Source organism: Streptomyces sp. NPDC088254 (assembly GCF_044740925.1).
Lineage (GTDB): Bacteria > Actinomycetota > Actinomycetes > Streptomycetales > Streptomycetaceae > Streptomyces.
In genome coordinates this window covers 253,802-273,524 of sequence record NZ_JBIURQ010000002.1, presented here as the reverse complement: position 1 = coordinate 273,524, position 19,723 = coordinate 253,802, and the positions used below count along the sequence as shown (strand labels likewise).

The following is a 19,723-nucleotide window of genomic DNA, read 5'->3' as shown; positions in this document are numbered from 1 at the left end:
TCACCCCCCGCCCTACCCCCCAAGACGAACGCCCCCCGTCCGTCGCGCGGGAAGCGCGCTGGACAGGGGGCGTGTCAAAGAGCCCTGGAGAAAGCTCACTTCACCGGCTGCGGCTCCGGCTCGTTCTCCGTCTCCCCGGCGGCGGCCGGGGGCTCGTCCTCGGCGGGGGTCTTGACCGACTCCAGCAGGAGCTGGGCGACGTCCACGACCTGGATGGACTCCTTCGCCTTGCCGTCGTTCTTCTTGCCGTTCACGGAGTCCGTGAGCATGACGAGGCAGAACGGGCAGGCCGTCGAGACGATGTCGGGGTTCAGAGAGAGAGCCTCGTCGACGCGCTCGTTGTTGATGCGCTTGCCGATCCGCTCCTCCATCCACATCCGCGCGCCGCCGGCGCCGCAGCAGAAGCCGCGCTCCTTGTGGCGGTGCATCTCCTCGTTGCGAAGACCCGGGACGTTCGCGATGATCTCGCGCGGCGGCGTGTAGATCTTGTTGTGCCGGCCCAGGTAGCAGGGGTCGTGGTAGGTGATGATGCCCTCGACCGGGGTGACGGGGATCAGCTTGCCCTCGTCCACCAGGTGCTGGAGCAGCTGGGTGTGGTGGATGACCTCGTAGTCGCCGCCGAGCTGCGGGTACTCGTTGCCGAGCGTGTTGAGGCAGTGCGGGCAGGTGGCGACGATCTTCTTGGCCGACTTCGGCTTCTTCGACTCGGGCGTGACCTTGCCCTCGTCGTCCGTCTCCTCGCCGAACGCCATGTTCAGCGCCATGACGTTCTCCATGCCGAGCTCCTGGAACAGGGGCTCGTTGCCGAGACGGCGGGCGGAGTCACCGGTGCACTTCTCGTCGCCGCCCATGATGGCGAACTTGACGCCCGCGATGTGCAGCAGCTCCGCGAAGGCCTTCGTGGTCTTCTTGGCGCGGTCCTCCAGGGCGCCGGCGCAGCCGACCCAGTACAGGTACTCGACCTCGGACAGGTCCTCGATGTCCTTGCCGACGACCGGCACCTCGAAGTCGACTTCCTTCAGCCACTCCAGGCGCTGCTTCTTCGCCAGGCCCCAGGGGTTGCCCTTCTTCTCCAGGTTCTTGAGCATCGTGCCCGCCTCGGAGGGGAACGACGACTCGATCATCACCTGGTAGCGGCGCATGTCGACGATGTGGTCGACGTGCTCGATGTCCACCGGGCACTGCTCGACGCAGGCGCCGCAGGTGGTGCAGGACCACAGGACGTCCGGGTCGATGACGCCGTTCTCCTCGGCCGTGCCGATCAGCGGGCGCTCGGCCTCGGCCAGCGCGGCCGCGGGGACGTCCTTGAGCTGCTCCTCGGAGGCCTTCTCCTCGCCCTCCATGGTCTTGCCGCCGCCGGCCAGCAGGTACGGCGCCTTCGCGTGCGCGTGGTCGCGCAGCGACATGATGAGCAGCTTCGGGGAGAGCGGCTTGCCGGTGTTCCAGGCGGGGCACTGCGACTGGCAGCGGCCGCACTCGGTGCAGGTGGAGAAGTCCAGCAGGCCCTTCCAGGAGAACTGCTCGACCTGGGAGACGCCGAAGACGTCGTCGTCACCGGGGTCGGCGAAGTCGATCGGCTTGCCGCCGGAGGTCATCGGCTGGAGTCCGCCGAGGGCGGTGCCGCCGGTCGCCTCGCGCTTGAACCAGATGTTCGGGAAGGCCAGGAAGCGGTGCCAGGCCACGCCCATGTTGGTGTTCAGCGAGACGACGATCATCCAGATGAAGGAGGTGCTGATCTTCACCATGGCGGTGAAGTAGATCAGGTTCTGCAGCGCGCCGACGCTCAGTCCCTTGAAGGCCAGGACCAGCGGGTACGAGGCGAAGTAGGCCGCCTCGTAGTGCTCCACGTGGTGGATCGCGCCCTCGAGGCCGCGCAGCACGTAGATGGCGAGGCCGATGGTGAGGATGACGTACTCGACGAAGTACGCCTGGCCCGCCTTGGAGCCGGCGAAGCGGGACTTGCGGCCCGGGCGGGACGGCAGGCTCAGCAGGCGAATGACGATCAGCACGGCGATGCCGAGAATCGTCATCACGCCGATGAACTCGATGTAGAGCTCGAAGGGCAGGAAGCCGCCGATGACGGGCAGCGTCCAGTCGGCCTCGAAGAGCTGTCCGAACGCCTGCGCCAGGGTGGGCGGCAGGGTGAGGAAGCCGACGGCGACGAACCAGTGGGCGAAGCCCACGATGCCCCAGCGGTTCATGCGCGTGTGGCCGAGGAACTCCTTCACCAGGGTCACGCTGCGCTGGTAGGGGTTGTCCGTCCGGGTGCCCGCCGGGACCGGCTGGCCCAGCTTGAAGTAGCGGACGAACTGGCCGATCGCGCGTGCGAGCAGCGCGACGCCGACCACGGTCAGGACCAGCGACACGATGATCGCGGCGAGTTGCATGGGGGCTCCTCGGGCCTGCGAGGGGGATGTTCGAGATTACTAAGCGGTAACTTATGCAGTCCGTCTGAGACTACCCCGATCTCCCGCCGCACTGTAGCCGGGCATGGCGTGATCTGAATCGCTGAGGGTCACCTCAGAAATCCCTTCCGATCCCGACCGTGTTATTCGTACCAAATTGGTACATTCATGACTAATTTATATCCGTGCTCTACGGGATCGTCGCCGCCACCAGCGCCCTGCTTCTCACCGCCGTCCTCGCCGTGCTGCTGCGCGCGCCCGCGCTGCGGCTCGGACTGCTCGACCGCCGGCACCGCCAGCGGCGCGTTCCGCTGTCCGGGGGCGCCGCCGTCGTACTGGCCACCTGCCTGGTGGTGGCCGCCGGGGAGTGGACCGGATACGCACCCCTGCGGGACGGCATGGGCGTGCTGCTCGCCGCGGCCGCCGGGGTCGCCGTGCTGGGACTGGCCGCCGACCTGTGGCGGCTCAAAACGTGGCTGCTCGCCCTCGGTACGGTGATCGCCGCGGCCTTCGTGGTGCCGTACGGCGACACCGGCGCCGGCGAGGGAGCGGTGGCCGTGTGCTGGATCGCGTGCGTGGCGCTCGCCTTCCGGGCCCTCGACCACGCCGACGGGGTCGCCGGGACGGTCGGGGTTGTCACCGCGTTCGGAGTGGGCGCCTGCGTCGCGGCCGAGATGATGGACGGGCTCGCGGTGCTGCTCAGCGTCCTGGCCGCCGCGCTGACCGGCTTCCTGATGCACAACTGGCCACCCGCGCGCGTGGCGCTCGGCGGCTGCGGCTCGCTGTTCGCCGGGTTCGTGCTGGCCGCGGCGGCCGTGTCCGCGCGCGCGGGACAGGAGGCGGCCACCGGCGCCGCCGTGCTGTTCGCGCTCACCGCGGTCGCCGTCGCCGACGTCGCCCTCGTCCTGCTGGCACGGCGCGTCGCGGGCCGGCCGCTGACGCGCGGCGGCCGGGACCATCTCGCGCACCGGCTGCGGCGGCTCGGCCTCACACCCCAGGGGGTGACGATCGTCATCGGCGTCACGGCATTCGCCGGGGTACTCGTGGGAGTGCTGGTGCATTCCGGCTGGGCGGACGCCCACGCCGTGCTGTGGGTGGCGGGCGTGACCTCGCTCGTCGTCCTGGGGCTGTGGCGGGTGCCGGTGTACGGGCGTGCCGGCGAAGGGCGTTGGGCGGAAGGGCGCGTCGGTGAGGGGCGCCCGGCGGAATACCGCCCGGTGGACGGGCGTGCGCCTGACGGCCGCCTGGCCGACGGCGGCTCGCGTCGCGCGGGGGACGTGGGCGCGCGCCGCGCGGGACAGGGCGTCGTACGCCGTACGGAGGAGGCCGACGTACGCCGGGCCGGTGAGGTGGATGCCCGCCGCGCCGGTGAGGCCCCTGGGCGGGGCGGGCAGCGGCCACGGCGTCAACCTGTGTCCGCTGTGAGTCCCCCTCGCAGCTCGGCCGAAACGGTCGTCCGAACAGCTCGTCGGATGGATTCCTCGCAGGTCAGCGGCCCCTTGCGTGTAAGGAACGGATAAGAGTTGAGTCAGCTCGACTCACGTCTGTTGACCGCACGGAAGCCGTCGTGCACACTTGAGTCCGTTGCACTCAAGTCAGTTGGAGGAAGATCACCATGGCACGTGCGGTCGGCATCGACCTGGGCACGACTAACTCCGTCGTCAGCGTTCTGGAGGGCGGCGAGCCCACCGTCATCACCAACGCCGAGGGTGCCAGGACCACGCCGTCCGTCGTCGCCTTCGCCAAGAACGGCGAGGTGCTGGTCGGCGAGGTCGCCAAGCGCCAGGCGGTCACGAACGTGGACCGGACCATCCGCTCGGTGAAGCGTCACATGGGCACCGACTGGTCCATCGAGCTCGACGGGAAGCCCTTCAACCCGCAGCAGATCTCCGCCTTCATCCTGCAGAAGCTGAAGCGGGACGCGGAGGCCTACCTCGGCGAGAAGGTGGCCGACGCGGTCATCACCGTCCCGGCCTACTTCAACGACTCCGAGCGCCAGGCGACCAAGGAGGCCGGCGAGATCGCGGGCCTGAACGTCCTGCGCATCGTCAACGAGCCCACCGCGGCCGCGCTCGCGTACGGCCTCGACAAGGACGACCAGACGATCCTCGTCTTCGACCTCGGTGGCGGCACCTTCGACGTGTCCCTCCTGGAGATCGGCGACGGCGTCGTCGAGGTGAAGGCCACCAACGGCGACAACCACCTCGGCGGCGACGACTGGGACCAGCGCGTCGTCGACTACCTGGTGCAGCAGTTCAAGACCGGCCACGGCGTGGACCTCGCCAAGGACAAGATGGCGCTGCAGCGTCTGCGTGAGGCCGCCGAGAAGGCGAAGATCGAGCTGTCCTCGTCCACCGAGACCTCGATCAACCTGCCCTACATCACGGCGTCCGCCGAGGGCCCGCTGCACCTGGACGAGAAGCTCACCCGCGCCCAGTTCCAGCAGCTGACCGCGGACCTGCTGGAGCGCTGCAAGACGCCGTTCCACAACGTCATCAAGGACGCCGGGATCAACCTCTCCGAGATCGACCACGTCGTTCTCGTCGGCGGTTCCACCCGTATGCCCGCCGTCGCCGAGCTCGTCAAGGAGCTGACCGGCGGCAAGGAGGCCAACAAGGGCGTGAACCCGGACGAGGTCGTCGCCATCGGCGCCTCGCTCCAGGCCGGTGTCCTCAAGGGCGAGGTCAAGGACGTCCTGCTCCTCGACGTCACCCCGCTGTCCCTCGGCATCGAGACCAAGGGCGGCATCATGACCAAGCTCATCGAGCGCAACACCACGATCCCGACGAAGCGCTCCGAGATCTTCACGACGGCCGAGGACAACCAGCCGTCCGTGCAGATCCAGGTCTACCAGGGCGAGCGCGAGATCGCGGCGTACAACAAGAAGCTCGGCATGTTCGAGCTGACCGGTCTGCCGCCGGCGCCCCGCGGCGTCCCGCAGATCGAGGTGTCCTTCGACATCGACGCCAACGGCATCATGCACGTGACCGCGAAGGACCTCGGCACGGGCAAGGAGCAGAAGATGACCGTCACCGGCGGCTCCTCGCTGCCGAAGGACGAGGTCGACCGCATGCGCCAGGAGGCCGAGCAGTACGCGGAGGAGGACCACCGCCGCCGCGAGGCCGCCGAGGCCCGCAACCAGGGCGAGCAGCTGGTCTACCAGACCGAGAAGTTCCTCAAGGACAACGAGGACAAGGTCCCCGGCGAGATCAAGACCGAGGTCGAGGGCGCCGTCGCCGAGCTGAAGGAGAAGCTCAAGGGCGAGGACACCGCCGAGATCCGCACGGCCACCGAGAAGGTCGCCGCCGTCTCGCAGAAGCTGGGCCAGGCCATGTACGCCGACGCCCAGGCCGCGCAGGGCGCGGGCGGCCCCGAGGGCGCCGCGGGCGAGGGCGCCAAGGGCGCCGACGACGACGTCGTCGACGCCGAGATCGTGGACGACGAGCGCAAGGACGGTGCCGCGTGACGGAGGAGACCCCGGGCTTCGACGAGAAGCCCGACGTCCCCTCCGGCGCCACCCCCGACGACGCCGAGCCGAAGGCCGACTCCACCGCTGACGCGGAGGGGGCGGCCCCGGCCGGGGACGCGAACCAGACAGCCGGACTGGTGGCCCAGCTGGACCAGGTGCGCACCGCGCTCGGCGAGCGCACCGCGGACCTCCAGCGCCTCCAGGCCGAGTACCAGAACTACCGCCGCCGGGTCGAGCGCGACCGGATCGCGGTCAAGGAGATCGCCATCGCGAACCTCCTGACCGAGCTCCTGCCCGTGCTCGACGACATCGGCCGCGCGCGGGAACACGGCGAACTCGTCGGCGGCTTCAAGTCGGTCGCCGAGTCGCTGGAGACCGTCGCGGCGAAGATGGGCCTGCAGCAGTTCGGCAAGGAGGGCGAGCCCTTCGACCCGACGATCCACGAAGCCCTGATGCACAGCTACGCGCCGGACGTCACCGAGACGACGTGCGTGGCGATTCTGCAGCCCGGGTACCGGATCGGCGAGCGCACCATCCGCCCCGCGCGGGTGGCGGTGGCCGAACCCCAGCCCGGCGCCCAGACGGTCAAGGCCGAGGACGCCGAGAAGTCCGACGACAAGGAGAGCGGTGGCCCGGACGAGGGCTGAGCTTGAACCGACAAGGAAGGAGGGGCGTCGAGGATGAGCACCAAGGACTTCATCGAGAAGGACTACTACAAGGTCCTCGGCGTCCCCAAGGACGCCACCGAGGCCGAGATCAAGAAGGCGTACCGGAAGCTCGCCCGCGAGTTCCACCCGGACGCCAACAAGGGCAACGTCAAGGCTGAAGAGCGCTTCAAGGAGATCTCCGAGGCGAACGACGTCCTCGGCGACCCCAAGAAGCGCAAGGAGTACGACGAGGCGCGCGCCCTCTTCGGAAACGGCGGCTTCCGTCCGGGTCCCGGCGCCGGCGGCAGCTTCAACTTCGACCTGGGTGACCTCTTCGGGGGCGCCCAGGGCGGAGGGGGAGGCGCCGGCGGCTTCGGCGGCGGGCTCGGTGACGTCTTCGGGGGACTGTTCAACCGCGGCGGCACCGCGGGGACGCGCACGCAACCCCGGCGCGGACAGGACATCGACACCGAGGTCACCCTCAGCTTCACCGAGGCGATCGAGGGCGCGACGGTCCCGTTGCGCATGACCTCCCAGTCCCCGTGCAAAGCCTGCTCCGGCACCGGCGACAAGAACGGCACACCGCGCGTGTGCCCGACCTGCGTGGGCACCGGGCAGGTGGCGCGCGGCTCGGGCGGCGGGTTCTCCCTCACCGACCCCTGCCCCGACTGCAAGGGCCGCGGCCTGATCGCCGAGCACCCCTGCACGGAGTGCTCGGGCAGCGGCCGCGCCAAGTCCTCCCGCACGATGCAGGTCCGCATCCCCGCGGGCGTCACCGACGGGCAGCGCATCCGGCTGCGCGGCAAGGGCGCCCCCGGCGAGCGCGGCGGCCCGGCGGGCGACCTGTACGTCGTCGTCCACGTCGGCTCCCACCCGGTCTTCGGCCGCAAGGACGACAACCTGACGGTGACCGTGCCGGTGACGTTCACCGAGGCGGCGCTCGGCGGCGAGATCAAGGTGCCCACCCTGGGCGGTCCTTCGCTGACGCTGAAGCTGCCGCCCGGCACGCCCAACGGGCGCACCATGCGCGCGCGGGGCAAGGGAGCGGTCCGCAAGGACGGCACCCGCGGCGACCTCCTGGTCACCGTGGAGGTGAGTGTTCCCAAGGACCTGTCGGGGAAGGCTCGTGACGCACTGGAGGCGTATCGCGAGGCGACCGCGGAGGAGGATCCGCGGACGGAGCTGTTCGAGGCGGCGAAGGGAGCATGAGAGGCATGGACGGCCGTCGGCGCAACCCGTATGAGCTGACCGAGGAAACCCCGGTCTACGTCATCTCGGTGGCGGCCCAGCTCTCCGGTCTGCACCCGCAGACGCTGCGCCAGTACGACCGCCTGGGCCTGGTCTCCCCGGACCGCACCGCCGGCCGGGGCCGCCGCTACTCGGCCCGCGACATCGAACTGCTGCGCACCGTCCAGCAGTTGTCGCAGGACGAGGGTATCAACCTGGCCGGCATCAAGCGGATCATCGAACTGGAGAACCAGGTCGCCGCACTGCAGTCCCGGGTGGCCGAACTCCAGTCGGCCCTGGACGGCGCGGCGGCGGCCATGCAGCAACGAGAGGCCGCGGTACACGCCTCGTACCGCCGAGACCTGGTGCCGTACCAGGAGGTACAGCAGACCAGCGCGCTGGTGGTATGGCGCCCCAAGCGCCAGCAACAGACCGACTGAAAGGGCCGGGAGGCAACAAGCCTCCCGGCCCTTTCGTTTGCGCTTGAGCGCGTCGTCCACCGTCGAGAGGAAGCCGCCGGCGTCGCCCTCGTTCTCACGCGGGTCGCGCAGGCGATCTGCGGGCGAACTGGCGGATCCGTCAGGTGAGTTGTTCCGTTGATCCGTCCGGGTGGATCAGGAGGCGGATGGCGCCGCCGTAGCGGTTGTCGGTGATGGTGGCGGGGGTGGGGGCGCCCAGTTGCTGGGCGCGTTGCTGGAGGATCGAGAGAATGACCTCCTGGATGTCGCCGTAGGGCGGTGCGGTGACCGGTACGCCGTCGACCAGGCCGGCGTTGGGGGAGAAGACGTGCACCTGGGCGTCCGCCGTGGCCGGCGGCGGCGTCGGGGTGGTCGGTTCGGTCATCGGGTTCCGGGTTCCTTCCGGCTCAGGCGCTCTTCGCCTGGTCCTGACCGGGCCGTGCGGCCGGGTCGGGCAGAGCGTGGTCGGGGACGGCGAGGGTGCGAGCGTACGTGCCCCGGGCGAGGCGTCGCAGGCGACCGGACTTGACCATGGAGGAGAGGACGTTGCTGATCGTCTTCGAAGGGTCGCCGTAGACGCCGGGTGGCAGGGCGCGCAGCACGTCCCGGGCGGAGAACGGGCCGGGGAAGGTGGACACGGCCGTCTCCACGGCGGCGCGGATGCTGGGCGCGGTGGCCGGACGGCGGTGCGGTGGGGCGGCCGCGACCCGGCCCGGGGAGCCGGGCGGTACGCCGGGGGCGGCCGGAAGGTGGGTGCGCAGGTCGCGCAGGGCCGTACGAAGGGGTTCCAGGCCAGGGTCGTCGGCGTCCTCGGTGGCGGCCAGCATGGTCGCGACCTTCTCGATGTTGGTGAGGGAGGCGGCCAGTTCGCGCAGAAGCGGCTCAAGGAAGTCGCGGCGCAGCGCCGCCACCGGGTCGGTGGCCGCGAGCTCGACGGAGACCGAGCCGGTGAGGGTGCGCAGGGGCGCGGCCTCCGCGGTGGCGTCGGGGCCGGCCGTGTCGCAGGGGGCCAGCTTCGCCACGGCACGCCGTACGGCGCCGACGCCCCGGAGGAGTTCGGGAGTGACGTCCCCGCCGGGGACGCTCGTCAGCATCGTGGCGAGCTGTTCGAGGCTGGTGAGGGCGGGCAGGGCGGAGCGGATCAGCGGGCCGAGCAGGGTCTGTCGTACGGCCTGGGCGGGATCCTCGTACGAGAAGGCGATCCGTTGCCCGGACTCGGCCGCTGCCATGTCCTGTGTCCTGCTTTCGAGTTGTGGTGACGGGGGCGGGGCGGGTCGGTACGTCGGCTGTGTGCCGGTGTGCTCGTGCAACGGGGTGGGGATGTCGGACAGGGAGCGACGCAACATCCTTTTTTGTGCCGCCAGTTGCTCCTGCCGGATGTCGAACGCATCGAGGATGGCGTCGATTTCGGGCCAGCCGTGTTCGAAAGGGTGGCGGGCCGCCGGGTCGGTGGTGCGCGAGCGCAGGCGCATCAGCCGGCGGGAGGGGTCCCCGGTGCCGGTTGCGGCTTCGGGGCCGGATCCGCGGTCCTCGGGCGCCGGCGGGGCGGGGAGGTCGCCCGCGGCGTCGCCGATGCCGAGCGTGCGGCGGATCCAGCGGCGGTCCTCCAGCGTGGTCGCGGCCGCGTAGCCGTACGGCTCGGCGTGGACGACGGCGTCCTGGAGGCACTCGGCCCACAGCGGGCAGGAAGCACACAGGTCACGGGCCGTGCGGGACAGGACGAGGTGCTGGCGGCGCAGTGCGGGTGAGCTGTCGGGCAGGTCGGTCGACGGTTCCAGCAGCGGGTGCTGGAACACGTCCGGGCGGCGCTGGCAGGGCAGGGCGGCGTCGGCTGTGCGACCCGTGTGAGCCCCCCGTGCAGGCCCGCGCGGTGGACGCGCGGGCAGCGCCGTATGGCTGGCCATACGCATGTGTGTAGTCCCCCGTGGTAATGCCTGATGCGGGTGGACTCTAGTTCGATCCTTCAATGCCGTGCAACGCATCTGCAAAGCACGTACAGAGCCGGCACAGTGACGAGACCAAATATTCACAGGCGCCTCAACTGTCCTCGGAGTCAGTGGCGTTGCGCCGACGGAGGCGGGCGACGGCCTTGTGGGCACGGGTCGTAACCGCTTTCGCGCCGTTGCCGCGGGCCGCCAACACACCGATGACGCCCAGGAAACCGAGCGGGACTCCGGCCTGCGGCCAGAACATGCCGACGGCGGAGACGATGACGAGGATCACATCCGCGATGCATACGGTGACCCCGCGCCGACCGGGGTGTTCCTTCACCATCCACGCGCCGAGGAGAGCCATGCCGGCGAGCGCCCAGTAACCGAAGGCGGCCTGTCCGGTGACGGTGGCGCTGGTGCTCATCCGGGCCGAGTCGCCCACCTCGGAGAAGTAGCCGGTGAAGGCGGCGGTGAGGATCGTCGCACCGAGGGCGAGCAGCAGCTGCCCACGACGGCGCAGCAGCCACAGGACGCCGCCGAGGCCGAGCAGGACGCAGACCGTGACGAAGCTCGAGCCGCTCTGGGAGGCGATGGCGAAGAGCGTGTAGGCGGCGGCGAGGCCGAAGACGAGACGGGGGAGCAGGCGGGTGGCCCAGGAATCGTTCGCCTCCTGGCGAAGGAAACGCCGAACGAGCCGGGCCCGGCTCCCGACGGGCGGGGCGGCCCGCTGCGTGGACCTTCCTTTCACGCTCATCCCAGCCCCGTGCCGGTGGTTTGTCTGCCGAGGTCGGGGGAGGGCGGGGCCTTCGACTCGGCAGCGGACGCGGTCGGGGCGGCTTCGGCTTTGACGGGGGTGGGCCTGAAGCCCAACTGCCAGACGGGCAGGGAAGCCGGCGGTTTCGCTGTCTGCTCCGGTGTTTCCCTCGCCGGTGCCTCGGCTTCAGGAGCCTTTGGCTCCGTCGCTTCTGTCGAGGTGTTCGTCGCTCTCTCGGCGGCTCGTTGCTCGCGCTCGTCTGCTACCGAGGCGCATTCAGCCTCGAGTGCGGCCTTGCGGGCGACCGGATCCTGCGTCGCGTACGTCGCTGGATCGATGTAGTGCGGGAGGGTCGGGTCATCGACCTGGACCTGGGCGCGCACCGCGTCCGCGCCGAGTTCGTCCCGCGCCTCTTGTGACCATCCCTGCGGGGCGCTGTAGGCGAAGTGGATTTCCTCCACGCCGACACGCTGGTTGGTGTGCAGGGTGGGGAGCTCACTCTTGTAGAGGATCGATCGTGTGTGGGCGGTCTCGGCGAAGACCACGACGGGGCCCTGGGCGGCTTCGGCGTAGGTCTGCGAGATGTCGCCCCAGCAGTCGCGTGCCCACTCGTATGTGTAGCCCTGCTCGTCGCCACCGAGGGCATTGCGCACCGAGTCCTGGAAGAGGTACATCGCGTTCAGCCGACGGCCGCCGTCCGTCGTCTCGAGAGTCCGGGCGGAGCCGGGACTGCGCTTGTTCTGTGAAACGGCCCAGGCCTCAGCGACGTAGCGATTGTCGAGGAAGTTCTCGCCCAGCCAGTTCGGGGGCGCCTCGGCGTGGGGTGTCCCGTGTGACCAGAAGGCGCTGGTGGGTTGCGTGCCCTCGGCGGGGGCAACGCCCTGCGGGTCCTTCGTAAGGGCCGCGATGTACTCCTTGACAGACGGAAAGCCGCCGGCCTCACTTTCAGCTTCCAGACGACGGGCGATTTCCCGGGCACCCTCCCTCGTGTTGGCCTGCTGAGCCTTTTCCGCTTCCGTGTTGGCCAGTTTGAGGGCGAGCCGCTCGATGTACTTGGGTATCGGCTGGGGACTCACAGTCCTCCGATCTCGATCGGCCTCGGGTGGAAGGCGACTGACAGGTTGGCGGCGCCACGGCGCGGCGCCGGTCCGGCGGTGTCCACCTTGAGCGAGATCTCCATGACGACCAGCGGGGCAGTCGCCTCGCGCGGCAGCCAATACGCCAATCGGTGGGGGTCCTGCTGCTCATGCCGGTAGTCCCGTGAGCCGACATCGTGGTTTCCGAGTTCCTGCGGGAAGTCGTCGGCGTCCCAAGCTCCCTCCCAAGTCGGTTCGCCCAACTCGGCGGAGGCGGCAGTCACGTACAAGGGCCAGACGCGGGCTGCCTCCCCCAACAGGGCGGGGTTGTCCTCGACGGTTTCGGCACTTGCTCCCCAGAGCCAATGGCGCACGTGTGTCACAGGAGCCCAGCTGCCGCCGAGGTTGTTGAGCGTGAAGGCACCGCCGGTGTCGGTACGGATCTGCAGGACGCGTTCGAAGCTTGTCGGGACCCAGCCGAACTGGGCGCACCACATGTCCAGGCCCTCGCCCGGGTGCGGCGGGCCGGCCCAGACCGTCGGCCAGTCGACGTCCGTCAGTCCGCGCAGTTCGGTGACCAGTTCCTGCGGGGTTCGGTCCTTCGGACCTGAAGTGAGTCCCATGTCAGCTCCTCTGGTTCCTCGTCGTCACAACAGCCAGCCGGGGCCCTCGTCCCCGGAGTCGGCCGGCCCGTGGCAGGCCAGGGAGATCGTCGCACTGCCCGGCCCCCAGCCCGCCGCCGTACCGGGCGAGAGGCCCGCCTTGAGCACGAACAGCGGAGCTCCCGGCGTACGGAAGGACCAGACCGCCAGGCGGTACGGGTCGCGGTGTTCCCGGCGCCACTCGTCGTCGCCCCAGTACGCGCGGCCGGGCGGGGCCGGAAAGCCGGGCGTGTCCCAGTCGCCGTTCCAGGTGGGGGTGCTCAGCACTGCCCGGACGGCGTCCAGGTAGCCGGGCCATTTCGTCGCGGCGAGCGAGGACACGGACTCGTTCTCCGCCGTCGAGGCGGCCCGCACCGACCACAGCACCTGCTCGACGCGGGTGACCGGACGGCCGGGGGCGACCGTGGTCAGGTGGAGGCGTCCGCCCTGTTCGGTACGGACCCACAGGCCGCCCTGGAACCACAGCGGGCGCCACCCGAAGCCCGCGCACCAGCGTTCGCGCTTCTCCTCGTCCTCCGGGACTCCCGCCCACACCGTGGGCCAGTCCACGCCGATGAGCCGCTCGAGTTCCGCGACCAGTCGGTCGGGGCTGCGGTCGGCGGTCAGGACGGGCATGCGGTGGCTCCTCGGGGTGAGGCGGACGGGCGGTCGGGGTCAGACGCGGCCGCTGGGGCCGCGGGGGTCGCGCGGGGGTGGGGGCGGGGTGGGAGCGGCGGGTGCGGGCGGTTGAGGCTGAGCCGCCGGGCGGGGGATCGACGGTTGCTGCGCAGGCGGTTGGGCCTGGGTGGCCGCCGGCCTCGGCTGGGGCTGCGGCTGGGCGGGCTGCTGCCCCGTCGGCTGCGGTGCCGCCGACGGGTCGGCGCCCTTGTTCGGCACCGCCGCGCTCACCCGGCCGGTGCGCCGGGCGCGCTTGGCCTCTTCGGCTTCCTCCCGCTCCTGTTTGTTCTCCTTGACCATCGACCGGTAGTTCTTGTGCGTCATCCGCGTGCCCTCGTAGGTGGCCTGGCGTTGCTCACGCTGGCCCACCGGGAGGAGCCCGGCGCGCTGGAACCTGGCCCCGAGCAGTCGCCGGTCGACGTTCCGGGCCGCCGTGCCCGCCACGCGTCCCGCGACCCGGCCCATCGCGCCGTCCTTGGGCTTGACCAGACCCGCGGCCTTGTCGGTCAGGTTGCCGCCGGCTGCGCCGGCCGCCTCCCCGACGCCCAGGGCGTCGTCCGCGCCCGCGACCTGCGGGGAGAACTTGCCGGACAGCAGGTTCTTCAGCAAGGTGATCACGGCGACGGTGACCAGGAGAAGCATCAGCAGCTGCATGCCCAGCGGGACCTGGAGCGGCAGGATCAGCTGGTAGAAGAGCAGCAGGATCGTGAGGATCACGCCGAATCCCGCGCGCAGGACGAAGCTGTGCACGAAGGTCTGCCACCAGCCCCGAAGCAGCTTCTGCTGGGTCGGGTGGATCGAGATGATCGCGACCAGGGGCAGAAGGATCACCATGATGAGCGTGACTGCGTGCCACAGGAGTGTCAGAGCACTGAGCACGATCACCATCAGGCCGACGATGAGGGAAGCCACCAGAGCGTAGACGCCGATGCTGATGCGGTTGGCGGGCTTGTGGCCGGCCCACTGCTCGTAGACACGGGCGCTCTCGTTCTTGGCTATGTAGTTGCGCAGTTCCCCGTACTGGTTCTCCTTGGCCTCGATGATGTCCTTCTCGTCCTGCTCGATCTCAGCCTGCGACGGGTTCTGGTAGTACTCGATGTTCGACACCGACTGGACGGACACCTGCTTGGCGCGCAGGTCCGTGCATCGTTTGCCCGTGCCGAACTCGCATTTCCCGCCGCCCTTGTACTCCATCCGGTCCTTGCCCGGGTCGCCGAACTGGCCAATGGCCCACGGCCGGAAGGCAAGCGTGTCGTACATGGCGCAGCTCGATATCCGCATGCCGCGCTGGGGCGCGTTGGCGGGCAGATCACACGGTGGGTTGACGTCGTTCACCGAGCCGTCCAGCACGGCTTCGGCCAGCGCGGCGTTCACCTGCGCGATGCCCGAGTCGGCCTTCTCGACCACGGTCACGTAGTTCCCGTCGACCAGGAACGCGGACACCGCGATCACGACGAAGGCGGCCCAGCCCACGCCCGACCAGACCTCACGCATGTCGCCCTTGCGCCACTTGCCGAACACCCACAGGCCGGTGAGCAGGATCATGGTGGGCACGGCCAGCTTGAAGACGCCGTTGTTCAGGCGGTCGACCACGCTGTCGTCACCTGAGACCGAGCCGTCGTACAGGGCAGCCAGGGGGCTCGGGTTGGAGGAGATCTCCTTGATGCTGATCGCGGCCCGGCTCACGATCTTGCTCATGTCGAAGATGGCCTGGGCGATGCTGTTGTAGATCTCGTTCTGGAGGCTGCAGTCGTCGCCGCCGGCCGGCTTGCCGCGCTCGTCCTGCTGGGCCTGGCTCCGACTCTGCTGCGTAGAGGCCCAGTTGAGTCCTCGCATGGCGCTGAGCTCGTAGAGGGTGTACTTCGACGCGGGGCCGTCCATCCGGGTGGCGCCGGAGACGAGTTCGCGCTTGCCGTCCCACTGCTTCACCGAGGGGAAGACGTTCTCCGCAGCGGGGCCGGGCATGTCGGCCATCTGGTCGATGCTGTCCGACGTCCAGTCACACGTGTCGAAGAGAGCGTGTGCCGGCTGCGGAGCGGAGAACGAGAGCGCGACCACCGCGAGTACCAGGAACAGCATGGCCCGCGCGGCGACACCGGTGGAGACGAGTGCCTTGCGCAGGGATCGCCTCGTCCGAGGGCGCGTCGGACGGCCCGGGCGCGGCCGGATGCGGGTCAGCATGAGAAGCCCTTCGGAGGGATCAGATTTCGGCGGGGAAGTAGTCGGTCAGTACGCACCCCTCGACCAGTGCGGGCTCCTGCTTGTAGCCGCTGGGCAGGTGGAGGCCGGGATCGCACGAGAGGTACTTGAGGCCGGACGCCTTGAGTTCCTTGACCGTCTGGTCGTCGCCCGGCTGCACCAGGAAGTTCTTTCCTGCCAGAAGGCCGCTGTAGTTCTTCGCCTTGAGCGTGGCCTGGAACTTCTTCATGTCCGATACCAGGACCAGGGTGTTGGAATCGTGGTACGCGTCCCGGCAGACGGCGCGCTCCTTGATCCCCCAGAGATCGTTGTCCAGGTCCTCCCCCCAGGCGGGGTCCTTGTCCTGCAGGGCGGAGTCGTCGTACTCGTCACCGGGGGTGAGGCCCGTACAGGACGTGTACTTGTTCATGAACTGCTCGACGGACGCCATGTCCGCCGCCTCCGGCAGCCCGGGGCTCCTCGCTGTCCCGTCGCCGTCGCTGTTGCCGTCGTCGCCTCCGCAGGCCGTCAGGGACGCCGACATGAGGAGAAGGGCGCCGACGGTGAGTGCTCGCTTGATGCGCATGGTGTTACTCGCTTATTCGGGAAGATGATCGGTCAGGACGCAGCCGTCCACGAGGCTCGGCTTCTTCTCGGCACCGCTCGGGGCGGAGAAGTCCGCGTCGCAGGTCAGGAACCGCAGGCCGGACCCCTGCAGGCTGCGGACGGTTTCGTCACCCACCGGGACGACCGCGAAGTCCTCGCCGACGAGGAACTCGGAGCCGTCCTTCTTGACGGATGTCTGGAACTTCGTCATGTCGGAGACGAGCAGGAGGGCGACGGGGCGGCCTGACCTGTCGGTGCAGACGCCGCGCTCCTTGATGGCCCACGACGGATCCGCGGCCTCCTCCGTGCCCCAGGCGCGGCCGTCGCCCTGGTGACCGGCGTCGTACTCGGCGCCGGCCGTCAGGTCCTGGCAGGAGGTGTACTCGTTCAGGTAGGACGCGACGGACGCCAGGTCCGCGGCCTTCGGCAGCCCGCTCGCGGAACTCCGGTCGCCGCCGGCGCTCGCGCCCCCGTCGTCGTCACCGCCTCCGCAGCCCGCCACTCCCGTCAGCGCGATGAGGGCGGCGCCTGCCGTGAGCGCTCGCTGGGTTCGCATGGTGTCCGTCCTTGGCGTGATGGCGTTGTGGGGCGGTGGCGTGACAGGGGCCCGGCCGGGGCAGTACGTCATGCCGGCTGGGCGGCCGGTTCCGGCTGGAAAGGAGCAGCCGGGTCCTCCTCCGCCTCCTGCAGGAACGTCCAGTCCCACACGCTCAGCGGGGGGTTGACGCCCTGGCGGGCCGGGCGGGTGGTGCCGTTGGTGTCGGTGGCGGCGAGGATCTCCTTGAAGACCAGGTCGACGGCGACCGTGCCGACGCGTTTGTCGGCGTCGCGCTGGAGGCAGACGCCCGTGCGCAGGTCCTGGAGGGCGGCGATGACCTTGGGGTCGTCCTCGGGGCGGCCGAGGAGCGGGGCCACCAGGGACGCCTCCTGGGCCGACTTCTGCTTGAACGCGAACACGGTGTGGATCTGGTTCGCGCCGCCGCTGCGGGCCTCGGAGTCCTCGATCTGCACGAGGTCGATGGCCTGCTGGGTGATCAGGACCGTCACGGCCAGGTAGGAACGGCCCTGCTTCAGGGCCCTGCGCATCAGGTCGCGGCCCGACTCCGTGGCCGTGACGACGTACGCCTCGTCGACGAAGAGCGCCTTGGGGCGCAGACCGACCTGGCCGGTCACCGGGTTCTTCTCGTAGCCGACGTCCAGCATCTGGCTGCCCAGCTCCACGACCGCCATCAGGGCCGTCGCCGCGAGGCGCTCCGCCGGGTTCCAGTTGCGCGGGTCGGAGGCCGCCGGCGACTGGAAGCCGCGCAGGGTGATGACCGTGCGGCGGCCCCGCATGCTGGACAGCGGCTGCGGGTGCTCGGCGAAGGCCAGCCGGGCGTAGGGGAGCGTGCGCAGCTCGGTGAGGAGCATCTGGGCGAGCTTGAGGTCCTTCTGCGCCTCGCGGTCGCCGGACGCGACCGCGTGGTCGTACGCCGCCACGACCTCGTCGACCACCTGCCACAACGTCGGCCGTGGTACGGCGAGTTCGGCGTCGCGGGCGGTGTGGCCCTGCTCGACGGCCTGGCGGATCGCGGAGTTGTAGCGGCCGATGACGGTCGCCATCGCCTCGATGACGGGCAGGCGTACGCGCTGGTAGTCGTCGTCGCCGAGGAAGCCCCGGAGCATCGACTCGGCGAGCAGGCGGCCCGCCGGGACGTCCCTCGCGATCACCCACGGGTCGAGCACGCCCGCCTGGCCCTTGAGGAGGTCGACGACCTCCGTCTCGGCCCAGAACTCCGGGTTCACCGGCTGGAACCGGCTGGCCGGCGTGCCCAGCACGCCCGACTCCGCGTCGGCCGCGAACGCCGGGTCGTTCACCTGGGCGCCGAAGGCGAGGTAGTAGCACAGCTGGGCGAAGTCGGTCTTGGGGTCGATGACGAGGCAGCGGACGCCGGACTCCGACTCCTCGTAGAACTTCTGCAGGGCGAGGGAGGACTTGCCGCCGCCGGACGCGCCGACGATGGCGAGGCCGCCGCCGTCGTTGCGGGCCGGGCCCACGTGCAGCGAGTAGTGGACCGGCATCTTGCCCGCCCAGCCGACCAGGTTGCCGACCCAGCCCAGACGCTTGCCGGAGCGGGTCTCCGGGTTGTCGCCCAACTCCGTTCCGGCGGTGGGCAGTCCGGCTCCCAGCTGCTCCACCTCCTGGAGGCGCAGATACGGCGCGATCGGCAGCTTGGGTGCGTCACCCGGGAGTTGGGACTGCAGCAGCCGCCACTGCTGGCGGCTCGGACGCAGCAGCGTGACCTTCAGGTCCTGCTTGAACTGCATCTCCAGAACCCGGCGGCGACGCTCCAACTCCCTTACGTCAGAAGCCGAGATGGTGAAGCGGATCTGCGCCTCCATGCCCGGCATCTTGTGCTCGTCGATGTCGTCGACGAGTTCCTGCGCGCGGGTGACCTGGCTGGCCAGCTTGGTGTCGGGGGTGCGGCCGGAGTTGGCCATGTCGTTCATCTCGTCGACGAGGTTGCCGCGGATCTTGTCGGCGCGGTCCTTGAACCTCAGATACGGGATGAGTGTGAACCGCATGTCGATCTCGACGGGGAAGTCGACGTGCTGGGCGGCGTAGCGGGCCCAGGCCGTCGACTGACGGAAGCGGGTCTCGGCGGGCCAGTTGGCGGCGACGAGGGTGGTGGTGTAGCTGGTCTGCTGCTCGCCCGTCACCTCGTCGTACTGGTGCAGCACGATGTGCGTCTTGCGGTTCTCGCCGGAGAAGTCGACGACCAGGTCGAACTGGTCGGGGCCCCAGGCGCGCGAGCCGAGCACCGGCTCCGGCGGGACCGGCAGGTCGCCGTGGAGCGGCTTGCGGATCAGCCAGACGAGCTCCTCGCGGCTGAGCGGGGACCCCTTGAGGCCTTCCAGGCTCTCGTGGACCTCGGTGGCGACCTGCGCCCACTCGGCGACGACGTGCGGGGCCAGGTGCTCGTCGGCGACACCGGTCGCGGTGGCGGCGGCCTGGTCGGCGGCGCCGCGTACGCCCTGGAGCACGCCGGGCTCGTCGTACGGCTCGTCGTCCTGGGCCATGACCCCGGTGCCGCCGCTCGCGCGCTTGAGCGAACCGAGCTTCACCAGCAGGATGTTGCGCTCCCGCTTGGCGCCGATGCGCTCCTGGTACTCGGCCTTGCGCAGGTTGTACGCCTTGTAGTTCTCCGTCGGGTCCCAGGCGACCGCGTTCAGCTCCTCCGCCCAGGTCAGCGCGGTGATCGGCTGGTACACCTTGCGGTAGTGGCACTCCACGCCCCGGTCACCGCGGGCCAGGTTGAGCAGACCGCGGGCCGGGCCCTCGGCCATCGCCTGGAGCTCGCCGGCGTTGAGGTACTCGTCGATGGCGTTGGGCAGGACGAGACCGGTCCACACCGAGTCGCCGTGCACGAAGATCATGTCGTCGGCGTAGCGGTAGGGCAGGCGGAGGTCCTCGCGGCGTGCGGCGGAGGACGAACCCGACTGCCGGGCGCGCGAGGAGCTCCGCGACGAGGACGACTGCGTCCGGCCGCCCTGGCCCTGCTTCTTGCTCGAGGTGGCGGCCATGATCATGGCGACCACGAAGAAGGCGGCCGCCCCGCCCAGGAGGATCAGCATGAACATGGAGTAGTCATCCTGCGGATAGAAGACGTCGG

Annotated in this window: 16 protein-coding genes; 5 read left to right on the top strand and 11 right to left on the bottom strand. The window is 69.9% G+C overall.

Translation table 11 applies throughout. The features are described 5' to 3' along the window. Window positions 1-95: 95 nt before the first annotated feature. Complete coding sequence (locus ACIOC0_RS08115) at window positions 96-2,387, bottom strand: (Fe-S)-binding protein (protein ID WP_402153649.1); 2,292 nt, start codon at window positions 2,385-2,387, stop codon at window positions 96-98. A 203-nt stretch (window positions 2,388-2,590) separates the two neighbouring features. Here ACIOC0_RS08115 and ACIOC0_RS08110 point away from each other — a divergent pair, with 203 nt between their 5' ends. From ACIOC0_RS08110 to ACIOC0_RS08090, 5 genes are all read left to right on the top strand, one after another. Beyond that, entirely contained in the window at window positions 2,591-3,925 is a 1,335-nt protein-coding gene (locus ACIOC0_RS08110) for an MraY family glycosyltransferase (RefSeq protein WP_402153648.1), read from the top strand. A gap of 95 nt (window positions 3,926-4,020) precedes the next feature. After that, window positions 4,021-5,871 carry a molecular chaperone DnaK gene (gene dnaK, locus ACIOC0_RS08105; protein ID WP_352244707.1) on the top strand — a complete coding sequence of 617 codons (1,851 nt, stop codon included), beginning with the start codon at window positions 4,021-4,023 and terminating at the stop codon, window positions 5,869-5,871. Then, entirely contained in the window at window positions 5,868-6,521 is a 654-nt protein-coding gene (gene grpE, locus ACIOC0_RS08100; RefSeq protein ID WP_352244708.1) for a nucleotide exchange factor GrpE, read from the top strand. The genes dnaK and grpE overlap by 4 nt, the downstream gene beginning before the upstream one ends. A gap of 33 nt (window positions 6,522-6,554) precedes the next feature. After that, complete coding sequence (dnaJ, locus tag ACIOC0_RS08095) at window positions 6,555-7,730, top strand: molecular chaperone DnaJ (protein WP_402153646.1); 1,176 nt, start codon at window positions 6,555-6,557, stop codon at window positions 7,728-7,730. Between the two features lie 5 nt (window positions 7,731-7,735). Beyond that, the gene (locus tag ACIOC0_RS08090; RefSeq protein WP_130438710.1) at window positions 7,736-8,188 is read left to right on the top strand and encodes a heat shock protein transcriptional repressor HspR; all 453 of its coding nucleotides are present in this window, start codon (window positions 7,736-7,738) and stop codon (window positions 8,186-8,188) included. 139 nt (window positions 8,189-8,327) lie between these two features. Here ACIOC0_RS08090 and ACIOC0_RS08085 read toward each other — a convergent pair whose 3' ends face one another. The 10 genes from ACIOC0_RS08085 to ACIOC0_RS08040 all read right to left on the bottom strand — a co-directional run bounded on the left by ACIOC0_RS08085 (window position 8,328) and on the right by ACIOC0_RS08040 (window position 19,691). Beyond that, a complete protein-coding gene (locus ACIOC0_RS08085; protein ID WP_351090280.1) occupies window positions 8,328-8,591 on the bottom strand; it encodes a hypothetical protein in 264 nt (87 codons plus the stop codon). A gap of 22 nt (window positions 8,592-8,613) precedes the next feature. After that, window positions 8,614-10,110 (bottom strand): WhiB family transcriptional regulator, encoded by a 1,497-nt coding sequence (locus tag ACIOC0_RS08080; RefSeq protein ID WP_402153643.1) that lies wholly within the window; start codon window positions 10,108-10,110, stop codon window positions 8,614-8,616. 133 nt (window positions 10,111-10,243) lie between these two features. Further along, entirely contained in the window at window positions 10,244-10,891 is a 648-nt protein-coding gene (locus ACIOC0_RS08075) for a hypothetical protein (protein WP_402153641.1), read from the bottom strand. After that, entirely contained in the window at window positions 10,888-11,967 is a 1,080-nt protein-coding gene (locus tag ACIOC0_RS08070) for a hypothetical protein (protein WP_402153639.1), read from the bottom strand. The genes ACIOC0_RS08075 and ACIOC0_RS08070 overlap by 4 nt, the downstream gene beginning before the upstream one ends. After that, window positions 11,964-12,590: a hypothetical protein gene (locus ACIOC0_RS08065; RefSeq protein WP_402153637.1), complete on the bottom strand. Its 627-nt coding sequence runs from the start codon at window positions 12,588-12,590 to the stop codon at window positions 11,964-11,966. The genes ACIOC0_RS08070 and ACIOC0_RS08065 overlap by 4 nt, the downstream gene beginning before the upstream one ends. Before the next feature lie 24 nt (window positions 12,591-12,614). After that, window positions 12,615-13,244, bottom strand: a complete 630-nt coding sequence (locus ACIOC0_RS08060) for a hypothetical protein (protein ID WP_402153635.1) — start codon at window positions 13,242-13,244, stop codon at window positions 12,615-12,617. Window positions 13,245-13,283: 39 nt separating this feature from the next. Next, window positions 13,284-15,467, bottom strand: a complete 2,184-nt coding sequence (locus ACIOC0_RS08055) for a hypothetical protein (protein WP_402153634.1) — start codon at window positions 15,465-15,467, stop codon at window positions 13,284-13,286. A gap of 19 nt (window positions 15,468-15,486) precedes the next feature. Next, window positions 15,487-16,050 (bottom strand): hypothetical protein, encoded by a 564-nt coding sequence (locus ACIOC0_RS08050; protein WP_402153632.1) that lies wholly within the window; start codon window positions 16,048-16,050, stop codon window positions 15,487-15,489. A gap of 12 nt (window positions 16,051-16,062) precedes the next feature. Continuing rightward, a complete protein-coding gene (locus ACIOC0_RS08045) occupies window positions 16,063-16,626 on the bottom strand; it encodes a hypothetical protein (protein WP_402153630.1) in 564 nt (187 codons plus the stop codon). A 68-nt stretch (window positions 16,627-16,694) separates the two neighbouring features. Then, complete coding sequence (locus tag ACIOC0_RS08040) at window positions 16,695-19,691, bottom strand: ATP-binding protein (protein ID WP_402153628.1); 2,997 nt, start codon at window positions 19,689-19,691, stop codon at window positions 16,695-16,697. Between the last annotated feature and the right edge of the window lie 32 nt (window positions 19,692-19,723).